This is a genomic window from Pseudoalteromonas phenolica, from assembly GCF_005886345.1.
In the GTDB taxonomy this organism is placed as follows: domain Bacteria; phylum Pseudomonadota; class Gammaproteobacteria; order Enterobacterales; family Alteromonadaceae; genus Pseudoalteromonas; species Pseudoalteromonas phenolica_A.
Map to the genome: position 1 here is coordinate 1 of NZ_PNEC01000016.1, position 19,033 is coordinate 19,033.

At 40.8% G+C, this 19,033-nt stretch carries 11 protein-coding genes and 3 tRNA genes; 13 read left to right on the forward strand and 1 reads right to left on the reverse strand.

Features of this window, described 5'->3' with window-relative positions; all coding sequences use genetic code 11:
* The first annotated feature begins 45 nt into the window (after positions 1–45).
* The 9 genes from CWB72_RS08475 to CWB72_RS08515 all read left to right on the forward strand — a co-directional run bounded on the left by CWB72_RS08475 (position 46) and on the right by CWB72_RS08515 (position 12,569).
* Positions 46–121, forward strand: a tRNA-Lys gene (locus tag CWB72_RS08475).
* A gap of 27 nt (positions 122–148) precedes the next feature.
* A tRNA-Lys gene (locus CWB72_RS08480) sits at positions 149–224 on the forward strand.
* 120 nt (positions 225–344) lie between these two features.
* Positions 345–1,388, forward strand: a complete 1,044-nt coding sequence (gene nadA / locus CWB72_RS08485) for a quinolinate synthase NadA (RefSeq protein ID WP_138630579.1) — start codon at positions 345–347, stop codon at positions 1,386–1,388.
* A 101-nt stretch (positions 1,389–1,489) separates the two neighbouring features.
* Positions 1,490–1,579, forward strand: a tRNA-Ser gene (locus CWB72_RS08490).
* 195 nt (positions 1,580–1,774) lie between these two features.
* Complete coding sequence (locus tag CWB72_RS08495; protein ID WP_138630581.1) at positions 1,775–2,806, forward strand: GGDEF domain-containing protein; 1,032 nt, start codon at positions 1,775–1,777, stop codon at positions 2,804–2,806.
* A 187-nt stretch (positions 2,807–2,993) separates the two neighbouring features.
* Complete coding sequence (recC, locus tag CWB72_RS08500) at positions 2,994–6,278, forward strand: exodeoxyribonuclease V subunit gamma (protein WP_138630583.1); 3,285 nt, start codon at positions 2,994–2,996, stop codon at positions 6,276–6,278.
* Entirely contained in the window at positions 6,265–9,834 is a 3,570-nt protein-coding gene (gene recB, locus CWB72_RS08505; protein WP_138630585.1) for an exodeoxyribonuclease V subunit beta, read from the forward strand. The genes recC and recB overlap by 14 nt, the downstream gene beginning before the upstream one ends.
* Positions 9,834–11,771: an exodeoxyribonuclease V subunit alpha gene (recD, locus tag CWB72_RS08510; protein WP_138630587.1), complete on the forward strand. Its 1,938-nt coding sequence runs from the start codon at positions 9,834–9,836 to the stop codon at positions 11,769–11,771. Before recB ends, recD begins: the two co-directional genes overlap by 1 nt.
* Positions 11,772–12,056: 285 nt before the next feature.
* Positions 12,057–12,569 carry a DUF962 domain-containing protein gene (locus tag CWB72_RS08515; RefSeq protein WP_138630589.1) on the forward strand — a complete coding sequence of 171 codons (513 nt, stop codon included), beginning with the start codon at positions 12,057–12,059 and terminating at the stop codon, positions 12,567–12,569.
* Between the two features lie 27 nt (positions 12,570–12,596).
* Here CWB72_RS08515 and CWB72_RS08520 read toward each other — a convergent pair whose 3' ends face one another.
* Positions 12,597–13,556 carry an FHA domain-containing protein gene (locus CWB72_RS08520; RefSeq protein WP_138630591.1) on the reverse strand — a complete coding sequence of 320 codons (960 nt, stop codon included), beginning with the start codon at positions 13,554–13,556 and terminating at the stop codon, positions 12,597–12,599.
* Positions 13,557–13,842: 286 nt separating this feature from the next.
* On the opposite strand from CWB72_RS08520, the gene CWB72_RS08525 reads away from it, so the two are divergent.
* The 4 genes from CWB72_RS08525 (at position 13,843) to CWB72_RS08540 (ending at position 19,024) form a co-directional block, all read left to right on the forward strand.
* A complete protein-coding gene (locus CWB72_RS08525; protein WP_252371514.1) occupies positions 13,843–14,427 on the forward strand; it encodes a CBS domain-containing protein in 585 nt (194 codons plus the stop codon).
* A gap of 174 nt (positions 14,428–14,601) precedes the next feature.
* Positions 14,602–15,858, forward strand: coding sequence for an HlyD family secretion protein (locus tag CWB72_RS08530; protein ID WP_138630595.1), 1,257 nt, complete (start codon positions 14,602–14,604; stop codon positions 15,856–15,858).
* Positions 15,859–15,885: 27 nt separating this feature from the next.
* A complete protein-coding gene (locus CWB72_RS08535; RefSeq protein WP_138630597.1) occupies positions 15,886–16,593 on the forward strand; it encodes an ABC transporter ATP-binding protein in 708 nt (235 codons plus the stop codon).
* A gap of 10 nt (positions 16,594–16,603) precedes the next feature.
* Complete coding sequence (locus CWB72_RS08540) at positions 16,604–19,024, forward strand: ABC transporter permease (protein WP_171037247.1); 2,421 nt, start codon at positions 16,604–16,606, stop codon at positions 19,022–19,024.
* The last annotated feature ends 9 nt before the right edge of the window (positions 19,025–19,033 follow it).

A 19,033-nucleotide genomic window follows, 5' to 3' on the forward strand; every position in this document is an offset into this window, starting at 1 on the left:
CGATCATGACCCACCACCTACTTTAAATACTGATATCCTTTGAGCGGGTCATTAGCTCAGTTGGTAGAGCAGTGGACTTTTAATCCATTGGTCGATGGTTCAAGTCCATCATGACCCACCATCTCAAAATTCTAATTCCTATCTGTATGGGTCATTAGCTCAGTTGGTAGAGCAGTGGACTTTTAATCCATTGGTCGATGGTTCAAGTCCATCATGACCCACCATACATCTTCATGTTCATTAAATATTAATAATCCTGCACTAATCGCGTCACAGACTAGGATTATCCACTGCAATTTCGTATAATTCGCGTCAATTTTGCAAAGTGCACTAATGGTCGAGAAATGAGTTTAGCAGAACAAATTATGCCAGAGGATTACATCTTTCCTCCAAAGCCGGCGCCACTTAACGACGCCGAGAAAGCTGAATATAAAGCACGTATTAAACAACTTCTAATAGATAAAAATGCTGTATTAGTTGCGCATTATTATACTGATCCTGAGATCCAAGCATTAGCTGAAGAAACAGGCGGCTGTGTTGCTGATTCTTTAGAGATGGCACGTTTTGGTGCAAATCAAGAAGATAAAGACATCATCATCGTAGCGGGTGTTCGCTTTATGGGCGAAACGGCCAAGATCTTAACGCCGAACAAAACCGTTGTTATGCCAACTCTTGCAGCAACCTGCTCACTCGATGTGGGTTGTCCAATTGATGAGTTCTCAAAATTTTGTGATCAACACCCAGATCGCAAAGTCGTGGTTTATGCGAATACATCAACAGCTGTAAAAGCACGTGCAGATTGGATCGTAACATCTTCTTGTGCTTTAGAAATTGTTGAACATCTGGACTCTGAAGGTGAAAAAATCATTTGGGGTCCTGATAAGCATCTAGGCTCTTACATTCAGAAGAAAACTGGCGCTGATATGATCATGTGGAATGGTGCATGTATCGTTCACGATGAGTTCAAGACTAAAGCGTTAAAAGATATGAAGGCACTTCATCCAGATGCAGCTGTGTTAGTTCACCCTGAATCACCTGCAGAAATAGTAGATCTTGCTGATGCAGTAGGTTCAACAAGCCAGCTAATTAAAGCAGCACAAGAGATGGATAATCAAAAGTTCATCGTTGCTACTGACCGCGGTATTTTCTACAAAATGCAGCAGTTATGTCCTGAGAAAGAGTTCTTTGAGGCGCCAACAGCCGGTGAAGGTGCAACGTGTAAAAGCTGTGCTCACTGTCCTTGGATGGCGATGAACGGCCTTAAAGCAATCGAAGAAGCACTTGTTAGCCCAGAAGGTAAAGAAGTATTTGTTGATATGGACTTACGTGAAGGAGCGCTACGCTCACTAAATCGTATGTTAGATTTCTCTTCTAACTTGAAGAAGTAATCAAATTTGCCGATATGTTAAGCAGTTAGATTAGCATATTGGCAAAAAAGCTTGCTTAAGTGTGGTGCTTTACTTAGTATAGCTTCGCGCTAAGGCGCAGTGGAGAGGTGGCTGAGTGGCTGAAGGCGCACGACTGGAACTCGTGTATAGGCTAACCCCTATCGAGGGTTCGAATCCCTCCCTCTCCGCCATTTCTTTCTATTTAAGTTCTGTTTTATTCCCTTACATTGGTACAATGTGTTAAATTCTTTATTCCTATCTTAATGGCTTTCGATTAGAATAACTTCAATCCTTTAAATTAACTTAAATGTCGTTGAGCGAATACTTGCTAACTAATTGACATATTTAGGTTGTTTCGTACTAGTCGATGATCGATTGGAAGTATTATGCAAGAAGAGCTACTTAACTCAGTCATAAAAATAACCAAAACTAGAGATGTTGATTCTCTCGAATATAGTTTGATTTCTACTATTCAAGAGTTTATTGGATGTGAAGAAGTTGGTATTTATAAAGATCTGCAGGTTCAGGGGAAGTTGGTAATTGAACGCAGTTTATGTTTAAAAGTACTACCTCATGATGACTTTCTTTGGGAAGACAGAGACGTAGTTCAAGAGCCGCCATCAGAGCTGGTTTCTTGTTTACAATCTGCATGTATCATCACTGTTCAATCTGCGGATGGTACAGAGCGACGCTGGTTGCCTATTACGTTGCAAGAGAAACCAATTGGCGCACTTGCAATTGTGAGTAAGGGGTTAAGCAGCTCAGATCAGGTCTTATTGAATGCTTTTTGCCGTATTTTTGAAAATTATTTAAGTATCTTGCACGAAAATGAACGAGATAAGTTAACTGGCCTTCTCAACCGACAAACGTTTGAAAAGAAGCTAAAGCAGCTGTTAGAAAAACAATTAATAGACCATCACAAGACAAGCTTTCCAAATGAAAATCGAAAACGAATTTTTGGGGCGACTTCATGGCTTGCCATGGTAGATATTGACCATTTCAAAAAAGTTAATGACAACTATGGCCATGTCTGTGGTGATGAAGTTTTATTATTGCTAGCGCAAAAAATGCGTCAATACTTTCGCTCCAGTGATTTGATATTTCGTTTCGGTGGTGAAGAGTTTGTTTTAGTCTTTGAGCCATGTGACTTTGATGCAATGAAAGCTAAAATTGATCAGTTTATGGAGCTAATCAGACAAACTCATTTCCCATTTGTTAAAACCATGACGGTGAGTATAGGTATGTCTAGGATCAGCCCTTATGACTTTCCTATAACGGTTTTAGAACAAGCTGATAAAGCGCTTTATTACGCAAAAGAAAATGGCCGAGATAAGTTGTGTTTCTTTGAGCAACTAATAGACGATCAACTGATTGATGAAAAAAATAGTGATGAAAGTAACGATATAGACTTATTTTAAAGACTACATTCGCATCAGTTTTTTAATGATTAAACCCCATAACTTGTTATGGGGTTTAATTTTATCTAGATAAATATTGTTTACTAGATCCCTGTCACTATATTGTTTTTCATAAATAAATTACACTCAGCCCTGTGTTATATTTACCTTGTATTCAACATGCACTGGAACGCAGAGGCTTGTCATCATGTTACATATCATTCAGTCAAATCGCATGGAGGCGTTGCAAGCGCAACTCCATAAAGTATTAGACACCGCGCCTTTAGACAGTATTTTTAGTAAAGAAATTATTCTTGTTCAGTCACCTGGTATGTCGCAATGGTTAAAGCTGGGGGTGAGCCAACATTCAGGTTTGGCTGCGCAACTCGATTTTCCATTGCCTTCAAGTTTTATTTGGCAGCTATATCAGACCTTTCTACCGCAAGTACCAAAAGAGTCGCCTTTTAACAAAGCGAACTTAACTTGGAAGCTGATGACCTTGTTGCCTGAGCAACTCGGATTATCTGTGTATGAGCCTCTTAAACTTTATTTAGAAGATGATGAAGCTGGCAAAAAGCGTTTTGCTTTGTGTGAAAAAATTGCCGACGTGTTTGACCAATATTTAATGTATCGTCCTGAATGGTTAGACACTTGGGAGTCGGGCATGGACGAGTTGCCAGACGTGGATGTTTCTATTGCGCCTTGGCAGCCTGACTTATGGCGAAAGCTTGTTTTATTAACTGAAGACTTAGGACAAAGTCCTTATCACCGAGCCAACATGCATGGCATGTTAATCGAAGCATTAGCTGGAGCCTCTTCAGAGCAGTTACCCCAGAGAATAAGCTTATTTGGTCTGTCAGCCATTCCAAGTAGCCAGCTTGAGATTTTCCAAGCGCTAGCTCAGAAAACCAATGTGTTGCTATTCTTGTTCAATCCGAGTGAACACTATTGGGGCGATGTGGTTGATGAAAAAACACAGGCTAAAATAGCCGCTAAATTTGTAAAATATCCAGAGCTCGAAGCGCAATCAGGGGAATACTTCCAAATCGGTAATCCTCTTCTATCGGCATGGGGTAAGTTAGGCCGTGATTACTTCGAACAGCTGCTGCAACTTGACGCCTCATGGATAGACGGTTTTGTCGAAGACTTTAGCGATAACGTATTGGGCAAAGTACAAAAAGAAATTTTCGATTTATCGTTTAAAGGCGAAACCCTAGTCGAAAACACACAGTGGTTTATAAACCAAGAGGGTCAATTATCCATCGAAGAAGATGATAACTCTATTGTGTTTCAAGGCTGCCATACGCCACTTCGTGAAATTGAACGTTTACACGACCATATATTAGCTTTGATGCACGAAGATCCAAGCCTTACGCCGAAAGACTTTATTGTTATGATGCCAGATGTAGCTAAATACAGTCCTTATATTGAGGCAGTATTTGGCGGGGCAACTGCAGAGCGCTATATACCTTACTCTTTGGCTGACTTGGCCATTGATCAAGAAAAGCCGGTGATCAATTCATTTTTGTCTCTGGTTGATTTACCTTTTAGCCGCTTTGGCGTATCAGATATCTTAGATTTATTTGCTGTTGAGCCAATTGCGAAACAATATCAGTGTAGTGAAGATGAATTTGAGCAGTTCAGATTTTGGCTTGAAGAAGTAGGGGTACGCTGGGGTATTAACGCAGAGCATAAGGCCGAGCATGAACTGCCAAAAATGCAGCTTAACACCTGGCAACAGGGCTTAAATCGTTTATTGCTTGGCATTGCTATGAGCGATGAGTCTTTAGAATTTGAAGGCATTTTCCCAAGCGATCAAGTTGAGGGCATGGCCACTGAGTCGCTCAGTAAACTGATTCACTTTATTGATGATTTAATAAGTCACAAAAACACCTTGAGTGAACATAACCCACTTGATATCAAAGCCGTACAGCTCAAATCACTGATAAAGACTTTTTATCACCCAGATTCAGATCAAAGCTGGGATCTGCAAGTGCTCAATAAAGTAATTGAAACTTTACAGACCCACTTTGACAATAAAGATATGCTTGAAGCGGTAAGCCCCGAAATCATCAGTTATTGGGTCAAACAAGGGGTCGCACAGAAAGGGGTCGGGCAACGTTTTCTTGTGGGCGCTGTTAACTTCTGTACACTAATGCCAATGCGTGCTGTGCCGTTCAAAGTCGTTTGTCTACTTGGCTTGAACGACGGTGACTATCCGCGAAGTGTTCAGCCGATAGGCTTTGACCTTGTATCGCAAAGTCAGCGTAAAAAAGGTGACCGTTCACGTAAACTCGATGACAGGTATCTATTTTTAGAAGCATTATTGAGTGCGCGAAAACAACTCTTACTCAGTTACGTGGGGCGCTCATGCTACAACAACGAGCCGCAAGTTCCGTCAATTTTGGTCAGCGAACTTATTGACTACATTGACCGTTGTTTTTATATCGAAGGCAAAGCGTGTAAACCTTCTACGCACCTATTAAACCAAGCCACACTGCAGCCATTCTCTACGTTAAATTATATTGAGAGCGATCAACAAAGCTTTAATCCCACTTGGTTGATTACAAAGGCTACTAAAGAGCCTTCGAGCAATGGAAACAACACGAGTTTTAACGAAGGCCTGCCAAGCCTGTTTGATACAACAGATCATGAAGTAGATATCAATCAGTTAATCCGAGCCGTTTTAAATCCACAAGCAGCGTTTTATCAACAACGTGTGGGTGTGCGTTTATATAATGCAGAAGAAGTGATTGACGACGATGAGCCATTTGCACTCGATGCTTTGTCTCGCTATCAATATCTAGATGAATTACTAACAGACTCTCTGAATGATTCAGAAAAAGCGCCTGAGCAACTTTTACAACGAGGCGACTTGCCACAAGCCGAAGTGGGTAAAGTGCAACTTGGTCAATTACAGCAAAGGATCACACCCCTAGCTGAGCGTATAAAAACAACACTCACCTCACCTTCAGAGCCAGTTGAAATTGATATCGACTGCGGTGCAATAAAACTACAAGGATGGCTCGATAATCTCTTTACGTCGCAACAAATCTTTTATCGCCCAGCAAGTATTAAAGCGAAAGATAAACTAAGAGCGTTTATTTACCACTGTGCAGCGAATTGTATGGGGCAATCGGTCACGACTTCTGTTTATGGTTTAGACGAGCAAGTTAGCCTTGCGTCGTTAGAGGCAGAAGAGGCAAAAACCGAGCTACAGAAATGGGTCAATTTTTACATTTCGCTTATGAGCAGTCCGCAACCTTTCTTTGTTGCATCTAGTTATGAATATGCGCTCACTGAAGACATCAATAAAGCGGCCAATAAATTTAACGGTGGCCAATATATCGGCATGGGCGACAGCGAAAACCCTTACGTGGCGCTCGATTTTAAAAATCTATTTGATTTTGAAGCTGAATTTGTCAGCTTAAGTAAATCGTTATTTGGCAAACTGATTGACCTTGCGAAGGAAGAAAAATATGCAAATGCTTGATCCAACAGTTATGCCTTTGGTTGGGCAAAACTTAATTGAAGCCAGTGCGGGGACGGGTAAAACTTATACCATTACAGGTTTGTATTTACGTTGTTTACTGGGTTTGACCGTACCTGAGCAAGAAAGCATGCCATTAAACGTTGAGCAAATCTTAGTGGTGACCTTCACAGATGCGGCAACCGCTGAGATCAGAGACCGAGTAAGAAAACGCATTGTCGAAGCGCGCGATGTGTTACTCGGCAAAGAATCAAAAGACGACCTCATTCTTCGAGTGTTAAAAGACGTCAAAGACAAAAAACAGGCTTTTACGTTACTCGATGCTGCGGCCAAATCAATGGATGAAGCCGCGATTTACACCATTCATGGTTTCTGCCAAAAAATGCTGAAACAGCATGCTTTTGAATCGAACATGGGTTTTAACCAAACGTTTGTACTCGACAGTGCAGATTTAATCGACCAAGCAGTAAAAGACTATTGGCGCAGTTTTATTTACCCGCTCGATACCGATACCACTCAGACTATTTTAGAGCATGTGCCAAACCCGCAATCTCTGAATAGTAAAGTGAGTAAACTGCTGAGTAAGGGTAATATCACTATAACACCAAGTTATGACTTAGATGATGTGCTGGCCACTAAAGCGCAATACCAGCAACAAGCACAAACATTTAAAAGTGCGCTGTTAGCAAGCGACTTCTTTACTGCATTGGATAGTTCGGGCCTTGCGAAAAACAAAGCGCCTGGGCGAGTAGCGAATATTGCGGCTTTAATTGAATACTGCCAATCGGATAATTGGTATTTTGAATTTGGCTCTGCAAAGCATTCATTCAACTTGTGGAGTGAAGAAACGCTGTCAGACAGCCAGTATTACAAGAAAGGGCAAGCGCCGATGTCGCATCCCTTGCTTAAATCGTTTACTGAAATGTTTGCACTGCACCAAAAGTTACAAGAAGGGTTACCGCTGGGCATAGTGCAACAAGCGTCGAAGCAAGTTGCATCCTTATTAGAAAAACAAAAACGAAAGCAGGGTGTTTTAACGCCTGATGATTTGCTTACTCAGTTGCATGCTGCACTCACTGCTGAACAAGGCGAGCTATTAGCTGAGAAAATTGCCACGCTTTTCCCAATGGCGATGATCGATGAATTCCAAGATACGGATCCCATTCAATACGGTATTTTTCAATCGATTTACGGCACGCGCGAAACGACTACTTTGACCATGATCGGCGATCCAAAGCAGGCGATTTATGGGTTTAGGGGCGCAGATATTTTCACCTATATCCATGCCAAAAAGCAGGTGCAAGACTCACATCAATATACCCTTGCAACTAACTTCCGCTCTGCAAAAGGCGTGGTCGATGCGGTTAACAGTATTTTCAAACAAAATGAAAATAGCTTTATCTATAACAAAGACATTCCGTTTGAAGCCGTGGCTGCAAATGGCAAAAAGCCCGGCGAAGGCTTTGAGCTAAGCAATGAGCCTGCAGCACCATTGTGTTTTAGCGTTTTAAAAGATGCCTCTGAGGTCACCAGTAAAGGCGTGGCGCATCCAGCACTGGCCGAGCTTTATGCCAGTAAAACCGCAATGCTTTTGAATCAAGCACAGCAGGGGGCAGCCACAATTGCGGGATTACCTGTGGCGGCAGGAGATATTTGTTTTTTGGTACGAGACAGAAATGAAGCGGCTTTGATAAAACATGCTTTAACCAATAAAGGCATAGACAGTGTGTATCTTGCCAGAGAAAGTGTCTTCCAGCAGCCAGTTAGCCAAGCCTTGATGCAATTTTTGATGGTGCTTCATGGTCCATACGACGAAGCTCTATTAAGAGGAGTTTTGGCCAGTGATTTATTTGGTTTGAATTACCAGCAAATTTTTGCATTGCAGAACGAATCAGACAACCTTAAAGCAGCTCAAAATCATGTAACACATAAAACCTGGCAGGAGTATTTATTACAGTTTTCTAAGCTAAAAGCTTTGTGGTACAAAAAGGGCGTGATGGCCATGCTTGAGCAATTGTTGGTTGAGAATGACCTCCCTTTGCTTTGGCAACAAAAAGGCCATCACGTAGAGCGTTGGTTAACGGACTACCGTCACCTTGCAGAGCTCTTGCAGCATAAGCAAATTGAACTAGAAGGCACACAGCGGGTTTTACGTTGGTATGAAAAGCAGTATACCGAGTCGTTAAGCGATACTGCACAGGTACGCTTAGAAAGCGATGAGAACCTAGTTAAAATCATCACCATGCACGCTTCAAAAGGATTGGAATATCCAATAGTGTATCTACCATTTGCCAGCGGCTATCGTGAAGCGAGCGAAGCGATTTACCATAAAGACGACACACTGATGTATGACTTATCTAAATCCGATGGCGCAATGCAACAGGCTGAAAAAGAGCGTTTAGCTGAAGATATTCGTCTTTTGTATGTAGCCCTTACACGCGCTGTGCATCACTGCGATGTGGGTATGTATAACCTAGCAGAAGGGCGCAGCAAAAAGCCAGGTATTACTCGCACAGCCCTAGGTTATGTGCTTTTTGCTCCAGATATTATGACCTTTGCAGAACAGTGGCACGCGCGACTTGATGCACTTTGTACAAGTGATGCGAATTTACAGGTCGCTTATTTTGATATTAATGCTTTGCCAAGCGAAAGTTACACACCAGCTCAACAAGCGCAGACGATTGATTGTGCTGTAAAAGCGGTGTCAGCGAATATAGAACGAGATTGGCGAGCAACCAGCTTTAGCCAGTTAACCTATCATCAAGATCACGATGACAGACCATTAGGGGCAATAGATGAAAACCACTTGCTTGACCTGCCATTGGCAGAAAGCCAAGAAACACTAGATGCCTACACCTTTCCAAAAGGTGCAAAAGCGGGTAGCTGTTTACACGAAATTTTTGAGTTAATTGATTTTAGCGAGCCTGAAACGCCGCAAGTACCGAACCTGACACTAGAAGAAGCAGTAAAACAGACGCTGGATAAATTTGGTTTTGAAGAAAAGTGGCAAGCACCGGTCAAACAATGGGTATCAGCGTGTCTGGCATGCAAACTTAATAATAATTTAGCGCTAAAAGACATAACGCCTGCACAGCGTTTAGTGGAGATGGAGTTTAATTTACCTCTCGCACCATTAGACCAAGTGACGCTGAATAATATTGTCACAAACATCACCCAGCATCCGAGTAACCTTAAATTTGATAATGTCAAAGGGCTACTCAAAGGCTTTATAGATTTAATCTTCGAGCATCAGGGCAAGTATTATATTCTTGATTACAAATCCAACTATTTAGGCGATGCACCGAGCGACTATGCCAGCGATAACCTAGTGCAAGCTATGAACGCGCATCAATATCATCTGCAATATATGATTTATACCGTGGCACTTCATCGCTTACTTAAAGCACGCTTACCTAACTATGAGCCAGAACAACATTTAGGTGGCGTCTATTATGTTTTCTTACGCGCCATGGGCGACGGAGAAGGGGTGTTCTTTAAACAACTATCACTCAGTGAACTCGAACAGTTAGATGCCTTATTTTTACAAGGAGCAGCATAATGGAACAAACCGACTTATTTGCTCAACCTGCATTCACTGCTCCTTTTGAACATCAAAGCTTTATCGGGCTTTTAATCGAGCAAGAAAAACTGCTGCACAGCGATATCGCGCTGGCGACATTACTCAATGGGTCCAAAATTGATGACGCATTTTATCTAATCTTGTTATTACTGAGAGCGCAAAGACAGCAACACAGCTGCTTGGAGTTAGAGCAGATTGACTGGCAAAACCCATTTTCGCTACCAGTAAAATTACAAGGCGAAAATGTGTTAACCGCGCCTTGGTCTGATGACAAACAAGCTGCGATAAAAGCGTTAGCGTCACACGCAGCTGTGGGTGACGATAAACCAATGAGGTTATTGAATAATAACTTATATTTAGCCCGTTACTTTGACTACGAAGCAAGCCTTGCTGAAGCTTTCCAAGCGTTGAACAACAATAAAGTGACCTTGAACCTGGACACACTCACTGAATTACTCAATCACTTCTTTGATGATCAAGATGACATTGATTGGCAAAAAGTGGCGTGTGCGATGGCTGCATTAAATCGCTTTTGTGTGATCACCGGGGGCCCGGGTACAGGTAAAACCACCACTGTTACTAAGTTGTTGGCAATTTTACAGTCGCTGTATCGCAGTGCACCACTGAGTATTAAACTGGTAGCGCCAACCGGTAAAGCCGCAGCGCGCTTAACAGAGTCTATGATAGGTGCGAAGAAAAAGTTAATCGAAAGCGGCATGATAGATGGCGGGTTGTTTGATTTGTTGCCTGAGCAAGCGCAAACCATACATCGCTTACTGGGAGTTGTGCCGCATACTCATCACTTTAGGCATAACGAGCACAACCCGCTGCACTTAGACCTACTTATTGTCGATGAAGCGTCGATGATAGATTTACCCTTGTTAACTAAATTAGTCAAAGCGTTACCATCTCATGCTCGTTTAGTCTTACTTGGTGACAAAGACCAACTGGCCTCAGTCGATACAGGTAATGTGCTAGGGGACTTATGTGAGCATCTAAAGTTGGGCGAGCAGCCCCATTACTCACAAAACTGTGTAAATGCACTCAAGCAAATTTGTTTTAATAATGCGACAAAATTATACGAAAAACCGAGTCATTTTTTGCTTTGCGACAATATCGCATTTTTACAGCAGAGCCATAGATTTAATGCCCAAAGTGGTATTGGTCAATTGGCACAAGCGGTGAACAATAACGATCAGAGGCATTTACAGCAGACAATTCAGCATGGCTTTGAAGATTTAGAATTGTATGACTTCAGTAATGATGCCTATCATGCGTTAATCGAAAGAGCGGCAGGGCATTACCAAAACTACTTACGCCTCATTCAAAGTAAAACAATTTTGAATGCCGAAGATGTGCAAGCAGTGCATCATGCTTTTAGCCAGTACCAGTTACTTGCAGCGGTGAAAGAAGGCCCTTATGGAGTAAATGCACTGAACCAACGTATTGAGCAGAGGCTGCATCAAAGTGGTTTAATTGATTTAACCCAGCGCCAATATGCGGGCTTGCCAATTATGATCACCCAAAACGACTATCAGCTTAATTTATTTAATGGTGATATTGGGGTTTTAGTGAATTATCAATCAAATAGTTCTGCATCGGCGAGTTTAAAAGCCGTGTTTGTTGATGAGCAAGGTCATGTTCGAGATTTCTATCCGAATAGGTTACCTAGGCACGAGAAAGTCTATGCTATGACCATACACAAATCTCAGGGCTCTGAGTTTGCGCATACCGCCATGTTGTTGCCGCCAATGCAAAGGGCACATTCAGGTATTAACAGACAGTTGGTTTACACCGGGATCACCCGAGCAAAACAAAAATTTGAGCTGGTGGCACAAATGTCGGTTTTAACTCTTTCATTGTCTAGACAGTTACAACGTTGTTCAGGCTTAAGGCAGAGATTGCAGACAAGTTAGCCCTTTAATACCAACCCTCAATAATACTCAATCATTTTGAGGGACTAAAACTGACGCTAACTTTGTTAGAAACTTCTTATTTACGACTGCATGGATGCAGAAGGTAGAGCAATGCAGGAGCAATTGCCGAGAACAACTAAATAGCAAAATTTCCGCCTAGTTACCGACAAGTTTTCCTTGCCTCAAAATAGGTAGCTTAATTAAAAGGATTGGTATAAATTGACAATGAGGCGAAAAGTGTGGTTTTAATTTAGTGTTATAACTCTATTTATAAGTAGAACTAAAATGAAAAAATTAGACCAACACTTAATCAAATATGCGCTCTACCATCGCGATGAGCGCAATATTTTAACCCATTTTTTGGGCGTGCCGCTGATTGTATTTGCGGTAATAGGCCTATTGTATTTTCCTTTAACGTCAGTCAACGGTCTTCTGATCACCCCAGCATTGATTATTGCGATACTCGCCATGCTGTTTTACTTAGCTTTAGATATTAGATTAGGGCTACTCATGAGTGGCTTATATTTATTAGGGCTTTGGGGGGTAGACAGTATTTTTGAAAGCATGAACGCGCAAACGGCGAGTTTCTATGGGTTATTTGTGGGGCTATTCGTTATTGGTTGGATAATTCAATTTATCGGTCACTATTATGAAGGCAAAAAGCCAGCATTTGTTGATGATTTAATAGGTTTATTAGTTGGGCCATTATTCGTTGTGGTCGAGTTACTATTTAAACTTGGCCTACTTAAAAGCTTAGAAGCCCGCATAATTGAACATGCAGGCCCCTACAGAAATTAGCAATTTGATGAAACTGTGAGACTTGCTCTAGATAGAAATGCGGGTCTCAAGTTTACTGCCTTTAACAATGGTAATGTCATTACAGTTAATTCTGACTTTACCATTTTCTGATTCAAGCATGTAAGCAAATTCAGGACATATATCTAAACACGCATCAGCTAATTGTTTTCTTGCTCTGTGCAACATGATATTCATATTATTCATTTGAATACCTAATGCTTTAGTTAACTCTTCTCGATACATCCACCCTTGTAACTCTGGCTCTAACCCAGCTTGTTTGTCGAGAATACGAGTTCTAGCAAGGAGTAAAAGAAGGTAATGATGTGAGCGAGTACCTAAGTCAACTGTTTCACCAGCTACATTAAGTGTAAGTTGTGTATTTTCTTCATCTAAACTTACTGCGAAAGATAATGCATATTGAATATTTTGCGCCACTTCACTTTTAATTTGTTTAGTCATAGTCGACGGGCTAGAGCAATAAAATTGCCACTGATCATTAAAAATGCTGATCAGCCCTCCATCAATCAAAACTTGTCTATCATTTGTGAATAGGTCTTCTAAAAACCAGTAATTCAACATGCCATCAAAATAAGCAATATGCGTGGCTTCTTGTTCATTAGGAAGCAGCAGTTGATCTTTAATTTCGATGACCTTATTGGTATTAGACTGAGAAACTAAAAATTGACAATCAGTACTTAAATCGCCGACTACAAAAGAGTTTCTTCCCGGGCCCGCAAAGTCAATTTTATCGTTTAGGCATAATTGATATGGTAAATTTTTACATATTTTCTTTTCGTTGATCCAAATACCATTGGTACTCACATCTCTGATCAGCCAATTCCCTTGATTATGTTCAATAATGGCATGGTGGCGAGAAATTTCAGGCATATTTATTAGCGTATCAACGTTATATTTGAAGCGCCCAACGGTGTGGTAACTTTTCAAATAAACCTTTTCAAGCTTTTGTTCATCAATGAGATAAGCCATAAATGCTTCCTTTTCTAAATTTAACTAGAATAATAATATCCGTGAAACAATCTGCTGATATAAAATTCTAGTTTATCAGCGCAATATTATTTAGCTTGTCAGTATACATATTGAACTCATTAATTTTTAGAGAAAAGTTCAAATTATAGTAACCAATATTGAGTCTATGCTTTTTTCAGAAAAGAAGCGATTACACTAGGTTACACTTCTTGCGTAATTAGATTTCCTGAGCCATATTTTTATTTACATAATCGAAATAAACTTGGTGTGTAGAAGTAACAAATGGGTGAGTTTAAAAATAGACACAGTTGAGTTAAAAGGAGTGTATCAATTCTGCGATCATTTCGACTCTGAAAAACTAGATCTTAAGAGTAGTGCCCTTAAGATAGTGACCGATTTTACCCGACGAACGCCGCAAGTTATTTTAAAAGACGTAGATGTTGATCATGCCTTATTCATGATGGTAAATGGTCATGTTAGGTCTAAGTTAGTAATAGACCATGACGATACTTTTTTAGGAGTCATTAATTCTCGTGATTTAACGGGTAGAAAAGTGCTGACTGTGGCGCAGAAACGTAACCAGTCTCGCAATGATCTGACTGTTGAAGATTTAATGACAAAAAAATCAGATCTGCGTGCGATGCCTTACTCAATGGTAGAAAACTCTAAAATAGGCGATGTACTCGAAACGCTTAGAGGGTTAGGTCATCAACACATTTTATTGGTTGATGAAAAAGGTAACTTAAGAGGAATGATCTCAGCCAGTGATATTGCTAGGGCGTTACATATTCCAGTTAATATTCTTCAGACAGCGCATTCATTTAAAGAAATCTTCGAAATTATTCATGATCACCAAGAAGTCACAGCTTAAATGATATAAAAGTGTCTCAAAATTGAGACACTTTTATTTTTTAAGCTGTTTCAGTTTCGACACAATATAGTATTATCTCCAACCTGAAAAATATAAAAATCATTAAATAACAATAAATTAAATCTTGGCTCGATAGTTGATTTAAGTTACCCAGTTCAACTATTGGAGTCAGCTATGGATACGAAGAGAACCTCACAACCAAAACCTGCAATTAAGCGATATTGGTACTTACCAGTTATATCTTTGATCGCCCTAGCCATTTACCTTTCAAAGCAGTTTTTAGGCGATGCTTCTTATTTTGTCGCACGAGATAAATTACAAATGGCTAACGTACAGCACGGAGACTTCAAAATTGAAGTTAGGGGCTCTGGGGTTTTAAAGCCAAAATCACTGCAATGGAGTGCAGCGCAATCTAGAGGCAGAGTTCAACAGTTACTTGTAAAGCCTGGAGACAGTGTAGTGCAAGGTCAGAAAATTGCGGAGTTAGAAAATGTCGAACTGCTGAGTGAACTAGAGAAAATTCAATGGGAACTTAAAGCCATTAAGGCTGAAAATAATGCCGCTGCTGTTGCACAACAAGCTCAACAACTTGATCTTGAAAATGCCGTTATGGAAGCTGAGTTTAATTACAAAAGCTCAAAACTAAAACTTGATGCAGAGCAATCGTTACTAGATCAAGGCAAAGGCTCATTGTCTGCATTAGATTTTAAACGCACTCAACTTGCTGTTAAGCAACAGTATGCTCGCTGGCAGGCACAAATAAAACGTGCTGATAAAATGCAACAAAACTATCAAGCTAGCGAATTAGCAAGACAAGCACGTCTTGAGCAGGTTGAAAATAACCTCAGAAAAGCACAGCAGCAGGTAAGTGGCTTAACGATCACAGCGGGTATCTCTGGCATAGTTCAAAAGCTGCCGATTGAACTTGGTCAGCAACTTAATAGCGGTGAAAATGCAGCCTTAGTGATAGATCCAGCTTCACTATTTGCTGAGATAAACATTCAAGAAATACAAGTCAAAGACGTTGTGATGGGTCAACCCGTTACCATTGATACCCGCTTTAATAAACTCTCTGGTGAAGTGCAGCGTATTTCACCGCTATCTGAAAATGGTCTAGTGGCAGTGGAGGTGGGAATTATCTCTGAACTGCCTAAGGAAGCGCGCTCAGATCTCAATATTGATGGTTACATTGAAGTGACAAACATCAAAAACACGCTTTATGTAAAACGCCCTGCATTTGCACCAAAAAATCGTACGGTAGATCTGTTCAAAACGACCAGTGACGGTGCGTTTGCACAAAAACATGAAGTCAAACTTGGCACCAGTACTGCCAAATATATTCAAATTCTCTCTGGTCTTAACCCAGGCGATCAAATTATTATCTCTGACACCAGCGCATGGGCATCTCATAGCAGTGTCAAAATACAATAATATCAATAGGTTTAAAAAGGATCTCTCATGTCATTATTAAGTTTAAGTAACATCAATAAATCATTTTTAACTGAAGACATTGAAACCCATGCGTTAAGTAATATTAATCTTGAAATAGCACAAGGTGAGTATGTTTCCCTATCTGGCCCTTCTGGCTGCGGTAAAACTACCTTGTTGTCTATTTTAGGCTTACTAGACACCGCAACTAGCGGACAATATTTATTTAATGGTCAGGATGTCACGGGTTTTAGTCGAGATAAACGGGCTAAGATCCGTTGTTATGACATCGGCTTTGTTTTTCAGTCTTTTAATTTAATTTCTAGTCTCACAATCAGTGAAAACATCATGTTGCCGCTGACTTACCAAAATGATGTCTCTAAGAGCTTGATGCAAACTAAGGTGGATGAAGTATTGGAACGTGTTGGTATGCAACATCGTGCGAATCACTTTCCTTCTCAGCTGTCTGGTGGTCAACAGCAAAGAGTGGCCGTTGCAAGAGCTTTGGTGAACGATCCTAAAATTATCTTTGCCGATGAGCCAACAGGTAACTTAGACAGTCAAAATGCAGAAAAAGTGATGGCGTTATTTGACCAGTTACATCGAGATGGCAGCACGATTTGCATGGTGACGCATGACCCTCGCAGTGCTCAGATGGCGCAGCGACAAGTTAGTATTCTTGATGGCACATTAGTCAATGATGTCATGCTTCATTCCGTCGAAAAAGTACCAGCGTAAGGAGCACAGTATGTGGCTTGATATTAAGTATGCACTCAGACAATTACTTCAGTCGCCTAAATTCTCAGCCTTGACGCTGCTGGTGCTTATTGGCGGGCTATTTGTCAGCTTGTATAGTTTTTCATTCTTGAATTCAGTGCTATACAAAGATTTACCTTTACCCGAAGGCGATACCATTTTACATATATCTTCTCAATCACAAGAAGATGCAGACCTAGATCCTATGCCGGCTTGGGAAACCGCGAATCTAATCGAATCACAAACCAGTTTCGCGCAGATAGGTCGTTATGTATCAACATTTGGGCATATATTATTTGAACAAACATCTAAACGACTTAGTTTAGAAAAAGTAGACAGTAACTTCTTTGAGTTTGCAAAAGTTCAACCATTAATGGGACGTACACTACAAGCTGAAGACTACCAAGCCGGTGCAGAACCTGTGGTGGTGTTAAGTTATGTTATTTGGCAGAGCACTTTTAATGGTCAGCAAGATATAGTTGGTCAAATTATAAATCTTAATAATCAATTAACGACGGTTATAGGCGTTATGCCTGAAGGTTTTGCGTTTCCAGTCGCAGGTAGAGCTTGGCAGCCTTTATCTTTGCAATATAGACAGCCACAAATGAGCAACGATGAGTGGCTTAGTGCCTATGGTCGTTTAAATAAAGGCACGTCTGTTGAGCAAGCCGAAACTGAATTATCTAGCTTGTTAAAAGGGTTTTATGCTCAGAAGCAGCAAGCACTGGGCCGTGACTATGAGCCAAGAACAGTTGCGATTACATCGTTTCCGAGTGCACAAGTAAATGGTGCGGGTGGTATTGTTTTTACCTTTATCAATGGTGTTGCACTATGCATATTATTACTCGCTTGTATCAATGTTGGTAACTTATTGCTTGCTAGAGCGTTAGAGAAAAATAAAGAGACGGCGATCCGTGCTGCGTTAGGTGCCCCCACAAAGCGTTTAATTTCTCAGTTAATGTGGGAGGGGAGCATTTTAACCATTCTTGGTTCTGTGTTAGCGGTTTTATTAGCAGGAGCTGCCCTGAGTTATACAGAAATCGTTTTACAAAGTCATATGGCTGATAACCTTGCATTCTGGTGGCATTGGGGAATGGATACTGACACCTTATTCGCAGCCTTAGTGTTTGCAATAGTGACGCTTTTCTTTGCTTGTTTCTTACCTGCGTGTAAAGCAGCAACACAAGATATGAATGCCACTCTACGAGATGGTACAAGAGGAGCTCAAGGTAAAAAAGCGGGTCGACTTTCTAAAGTATTATTGACCGCACAAATATTTTTAATTTCTACCCTAATGCTTATTGGCGGGTTATCTGCGTTTTTATCCCAAACTATTATTAATATGGATATGGGCGTCGACTTCAAGAATAGTCTAGATGTGAATTTAACGTTAGATGAAAACCGCTATACCTCTGCAGAACAAAAACTTACTTATTATCAATTACTAAAAGCTGAACTTGAACAACAAGATAGTATTAGTGATGTGTCTCTCAGTGCTTATTTGGGGAAGAAACCTGTCTACCCAGAAGGTCAAATCATTGAAAGAGATCAGGATAAACCACAAGTAGATGTAATTGAGCTGATTGGAAACACACAAAGCTACGGTCCGTATTTGCTAGAAGGTCGTCACCTTGAAGAGCAAGATCATCGCAATGCCATGCGAACGGCTGTGATCTCAGATTCAATGGCAAAACGGTACTGGCCGAATGCCAGCCCAATTGGAGAGCAAATAGACGTTGAACTTAAATCAGGTAAAGAGACGCACACAATTGTTGGAGTTGTGACAAACAGAATGAATGTATCGTCTCTATTCGCTGCACTCGATAAAGAAGACGAAATTTATACATCGGCGTTACAGGGTGAAGTTGGGCCTTTAAGAGTGACATTAAAACACTTTGGAGATAGCCAACAAGCACAGACCGATTTCTATCATGTATTTTACCGTTTAGATCATGCGTCAGATCCAGGCTATTTCAGATCGAAAGAAGATGACTTTGGCATGCTGCACAAAATGGCTAAAACAGCGTTCTTTATTACTTTTGGATGTGCTTTCTTTGCATTGTTTTTAGCATTAACAGGTATTTATGGCTTAAGTGCGGGTACCGTTTATCAACGTTACAATGAAATTGGTATTCGCCGTGCTGTTGGTGCGACTGATAGAGCGATAGTCAGTCTGTTCGTAAAGCAAGGCAGCAAATTGTTGGTATTAGGAAGTGGTTTAGCCTTGTTATTTTTTGTCTTGATTGCTTATCTGTTTCATAATTTTACGGAACAGCTCGTGCCAGCTTATATATATCCTATGCTCGCATGCGTTGTAACAGTCTTGGTGGCCAGTGCAGTGTTACTAGCCATTTATTTCCCGACTAGAAATGCGGTAGTATTGGAGCCAAGCCAAGTGCTTCGCTATGGGTAAGGAATAACA